Below are 4,977 nucleotides of genomic sequence, written 5' to 3' on the forward strand. Positions count from 1 at the left end.
AGATGCCGCGTTCCAGGAGCGGTGAGCGAATCATTGCCAGGATTGAAGTGTTCGCCGGCGTTGTCATAAAAGACCACGACGCGGCGAACAAGCGGAGCGCTGGCATAATTGGGATGAATTTTCAGAGCATCGATTAAAAAGGAGAAGGCGCGAGGATACGCAACCGTCGTTTCGCCGTACTGGACAGAGTAATAAGAATCTCCATGAAGCTTGGTCGGCAGAACGAGTTGGTTAAGCGCCACTTCGGTATCGGGGTTGGGATTCAAGAAAACCTGATCTTCGTAGGCCTGCAGGGTCAGATTCGCGGATAAATCGCCATCGACGAAATCAAGCCCATAGTTGGAAGGCAGATTATGCCGCAGGCCGGTTGCCATGGCGGCCAAAAAATACGACTTGCCGCAGCCTTTCGCACCTAAGATGGAGACGAATAGCGGTTCTCTTTCGAGCAATGCCCGCGGCAAGGCTAAATGGCAATTAGGGCAGGCGATGTCTCGGCAAACTTCGCCCCCGGCATCCAAAGCGTTGCACTTGAGATCGAACCGGCTGGGAAGAAATCGAAGTTGGGCGTTGGGCCCCAAAAGAGGGTCGCCTAATAAATCGCGATGCTCGGAAATCCAGAGGACTTTTTCCGGAGTAAATCGTGTCCAACAATATATGCACGTGAGTTCGGCCCGAATGGTTCGCATATTGCTCCCATGGTTACCGGGAACCGGAGTGGTCGATAGCAAGACGAAGTTCGACAGTGACAATGCGGTTTAAGCTGGCTTGGACCAGCCCCGCATACACGGGAGCAATAAACAAATAGTTCACCGCCGTCAAAATTTGAGGCAGCAGGAAAAAAATCATAAACAATTCACCTTTGGATGTCGGCGAAAAGAAGATCGATGCCAACACCAACAGGCCGGTCATGGCCAGCAAGATGGGAACCACAATCAGCGTCGACATGACGTACGAAAAGGGGGTTGGAATAATCGCCGGCAAACGATGCTGTATGCTGAAAGCATTAACTCGCTGCGTCAACCGCGCGTACACCACATAGAACCAGTAGATGTTGAAAAAGGGAATAAAGCAAAGAGCCACGGCTTTGAAACCATCCGGATCGTCCGATTTCATTTTTGGAAGGCGGCCGTGCACCGCCGTGACCCAAAAAAACGAGAAGATTCCCACCGTGAGAAAATGAAGCAAAATTAACGCTGCGACTGGAAAGGGACGAATCGTCAATGGATTTAAAAATTCAACCTGGGCCGGATCGAGAAGGTCGGCCGGTCCCATTTGCTGCAGTCCAGTGAACGGCGGTGGCGCAATGGGGGGCGGTGCCAGATCAGCCGCCATGACCGCCGCCAAATGCGGATCCAGATTTTGCCACGTCGCGCGGTCAACAGATACCTTTGTGTATTGGTCGAGCGTGCCGTTCTTTCGCATCGCAATTAATTGATCGATCGAAAACGGTCCGCGCACGGCCCCTCGATGAAGCACATAGTGCAACGGGGATGATCCAAGTTTGGATTCACAGACGGCCATAGTCGATTCAGCGTTTTTGTTGCAAATGGTACTGAGTAGTCTAGTAGTATATCAGAGGTAGTCTCAGTAGCAACTGTCTTACTTGATGCAGAAATTTGCGGTGCCCCGCCCTTTTGCTGACAGGATCTGTTAAATGCGTAGATTCTTAATTGCCTCATCACTGATTGCAAAATGCTCCCGAGCTTTTGCTGGAGAGAACGCTGCGGCATAATCGTCAGCCTGACGTGAGTCGAATGGTACCTCCGCAAACGCTGGTGCTGGGTGTGATTGTTCACAATAACGCCCTTTTCTAGTCTTTTTGCTTCCGCGAATTGGGTGCGTCACGACGATTTGCTTTGTCGATCTCAGCGCGTTAGAATGCCCCCCACTTGATTTCATCTCTACGGTTTCTTCCGTCGGCAATTGGGGGCGCTGCCATGTTATGTATCAGACTGTTTCGGCGGGCTTTAATCGCCACCTTGTTTGTTCTCGGAATCGCCACTCAGTGCTTGGCGGCAGATAAGCTTGACCCGCCCAGCGATAACGAGCAAGCGAATGCAAAACGCACGATTAGCGAACTCTACAAAAGTGATTACGACGCGGCAAAAACACCCACTGCGCGCAGTGCGTTAGCGAAAAAATTGATTGAAGTGGGCAATGACACCAAGGACGACATTGCCGCGCAATTTGTTTTGTGGCGGAGCGCAAAAAACATTGCAGTTCGCGCCGCTGATTACGATTTGGCTGCTGCGGCAATCAATAAGCTCGACGATCGCTTCAGCATTGACGCCCTCTCCATGAAGGTTGAAGCGTTAGAGTCAGTCGTCGCGGCTCCCGAGGCGGTGCCTAACTACCAAAAGCTTCTGCCCGTAGCGGACTCACTGCTAACCGAGGCAATTGGCTGCGAACGATTTGATATGGCAGACCGCGCGTGTGCGAAAGCAGTCGACTTCGCTCAGAAACTAGAAGATGCAAATATTGCGGCACATACCGGATCTCGGCAAAAGGAGTTATCGAACATCGAGGCCGCGTTCAAAGAGGTGGCGCCAGCACTCCAAGTGCTACAAACACAACCATTAGATCCCGATGCAAATCTCGCGATGGGACGGTTTCGTTGTTTTGTTAAAAATGACTGGGTCAAAGGTTTGCCTATGTTGGCTCGTTCCCAGAACGAAGCATTGATGCAAATTGCCAAGAAAGACCTTTCCAATCCGGAGGATCCCACGGCACAAGTTGCCTTGGCCGACGAATGGTGGAGTCTTGCCGAAGCGGATAAAGACGAAGTGAAAGCTGCGATGCGGATGCGAGCTGCATTTTGGTATCAGAAAGCGATCCCAAAACTTTCCGGTTTGACCAAGGAAAAGGCTGAAAGACGAGCCGCAAGCGTCACTGTTACTCAGCAGATGCCGAGCGTTCCTACTGCGCTTCCCGATTCCAACGATAACAAGACGCCATCCGTTAAGCCAAAAACACCAGCTATGGTGGCAGCATTGGTGGATCACGAGGCCCAGCGGTGTCGGAGCGCAAAAGATGCTTTATTGATTTATAAATTATTCCTGGCCGACAAGACGGTACCTGATGAGGTTAAGGTCCGGGCACGCACAGAAGCTTCACTGCTTGATGATCCGGCCGCCAAAGATTGTGTGCGACTGGGAACAAAATGGGTCTCGCGTGAAGAGGCGCAAACAGCGCAGGCACAGGCTGAAACACTTGTTCAGCAATCGATCGACTTGCTGACGGCCAACAATGCCAAAATCGCGAAAGAAACTCTGGAGAAAGCTAGCCATGCAGACCCAAACTCAGTCCGTGCGGATTTTATGCTGGGAATCATGTATGCGTTGGTGGGCCGAAATTATCTAGAAGCACGTTCCCATTTTATGGAATGTGTACGGCGTGAGCCGCAAAACGTGTGCACTCTAAACAATCTCGCGCTCGTCGAGATCATGTTGAATGAGCATGAAAGTGCTCTCGGTCGCCTCCGCGATGCTATAAAGATTGACCCATCGACTCCTGAGCTCGCGCATAACATCCGTAAAGTCTTGGCTGAAAGCGGATCAAAGAATCTGACGCTATCTGCAAGTGTTGAGTCGTCTTTCAGCGAGCTATACGGAGAACTGGCTAAAAGTAGCGCCACAGAAGAAAGTAATTCTCACGGCTGGTTATATATGCCCCCGTTCGTGGCGAGAATCGATTCTTTGGATGATCAAGACCCTAAAGACAACCAGCAGGACAAACCTCCTAAATCTGAACCAGAGGCTCCGAAAGATAGCCGAAAGCATGGTGCTAAACCTGGGCAGCCGATTGTTCCCAAAAGGACACCGGGCCCTGGGAATTCCGTGATTTTGGCTGGCGGCACTGGTTTCGTAGTCTATCCACACTACATATTGACTAATCGTCATGTTATCGAAGGCAGCACGAGCATTTTCCTAAGCGACCCGAGTGACCCGACCGGTAAGAAGCAGCGAAGGGCCAGTATTGTCGCTCAATCGAGGAATCCTGATCTTGCAATTCTTCGATGCGATGAGCTTGATGCTCCAGCGGTCGGGATAAATCCGCATCTGCCAGGACGCGGCACCGACGTCATGGTACTGGGCTTTCCCGAATTCTTCGATATTGGAACTGGGTTGAAGACGACTCGTGGATCAATTGTCGGACTGCCGAGTGACGACACAGAGGGCATGTGTCTATATGACGCAATAACAAATCACGGCAATAGTGGTGGACCAATCTGTGATCGCACTGGGCGAGTAGTGGCAGTTGTTCGTGTCATTTTTAACTTGAAGGAAATGCTTAATGGAGGAATTCCGTCGGAGCAGGTAGTGCCATTCTTGGGCGCGCATATTCCTGGATTTCAGCCTACGGAAAGCGGCGGAAGTGTCCTCGATTGGCCGGATGTTGATGCGCTTGTGAGCAAGTCTACCGTGCTCATTTTGTGCAAAGCCGAGAGGGAGCCTCATCTTACAATACCTGATGGAGACGATGCTGCCTTTCAAATCTCGTCGGCGTCCTCATCGAAAACGTCATCAAAACGTTCACCTGGAATCGTAAAATCGCAACCCCAATACATCGAAGACGACAGTTGTATCGCGTGTCGCGGTACAGGCATGGTGCGCTGCCCGGATTGTCAAAACGGCACCGTTGGTCGGACCGAAAAAGTGCTTACAAGCTCTATTGCTGGTATCGAGGTATATACCGACAAGAAAATACGTGTTCCTTGTGAAAGGTGTCATGGAACAGGGCAAATTCCCTGCCCGATATGTCATGGAACTGGGCGCGAACCCGGGACGTAAACAAGGTTGGAAATGAAGGGCCAGAATGTCTCACGGTTGCACAGTCCTAAATAGGTACTCCACCTGATCGAAGCGCATTTAGGCTGCGGAAGCGAAGGTGTGTTGCATATCAAGGTAGTGATTATTGTTGGCTTGAAACCAGTCGTAGGCCAAGTCGAGCAGCTCCTCCAGCGTGCGACAGCGGTGG

At 51.2% G+C, this 4,977-nt stretch carries 3 protein-coding genes; 1 reads left to right on the top strand and 2 read right to left on the bottom strand.

Annotated features, from left to right (window positions below; all coding sequences use genetic code 11):
* A partial coding sequence (locus tag VMJ32_09080) for a hypothetical protein (GenBank protein HTQ39171.1) occupies nucleotides 1-374 on the bottom strand: 374 nt, incomplete at its 3' end.
* A gap of 325 nt (nucleotides 375-699) precedes the next feature.
* A complete protein-coding gene (locus tag VMJ32_09085; GenBank protein ID HTQ39172.1) occupies nucleotides 700-1,521 on the bottom strand; it encodes a DUF4234 domain-containing protein in 822 nt (273 codons plus the stop codon).
* 416 nt (nucleotides 1,522-1,937) lie between these two features.
* Between VMJ32_09085 and VMJ32_09090 the strand changes: the two genes are divergently transcribed.
* Nucleotides 1,938-4,790, top strand: a complete 2,853-nt coding sequence (locus VMJ32_09090; GenBank protein ID HTQ39173.1) for a trypsin-like peptidase domain-containing protein — start codon at nucleotides 1,938-1,940, stop codon at nucleotides 4,788-4,790.
* The last annotated feature ends 187 nt before the right edge of the window (nucleotides 4,791-4,977 follow it).

It is taken from the genome of Pirellulales bacterium, from assembly GCA_035499655.1.
In the GTDB taxonomy this organism is placed as follows: Bacteria; Planctomycetota; Planctomycetia; order Pirellulales; family JADZDJ01; genus DATJYL01.

Coding starts and splice junctions, on each gene's coding strand:
- VMJ32_09085 (HTQ39172.1), bottom strand. CDS start 1,521: ATGGCCGTCTGTGAATCCAAACTTGGATCATCCCCGTTGCACTATGTG.
- VMJ32_09090 (HTQ39173.1), top strand. CDS start 1,938: ATGTTATGTATCAGACTGTTTCGGCGGGCTTTAATCGCCACCTTGTTT.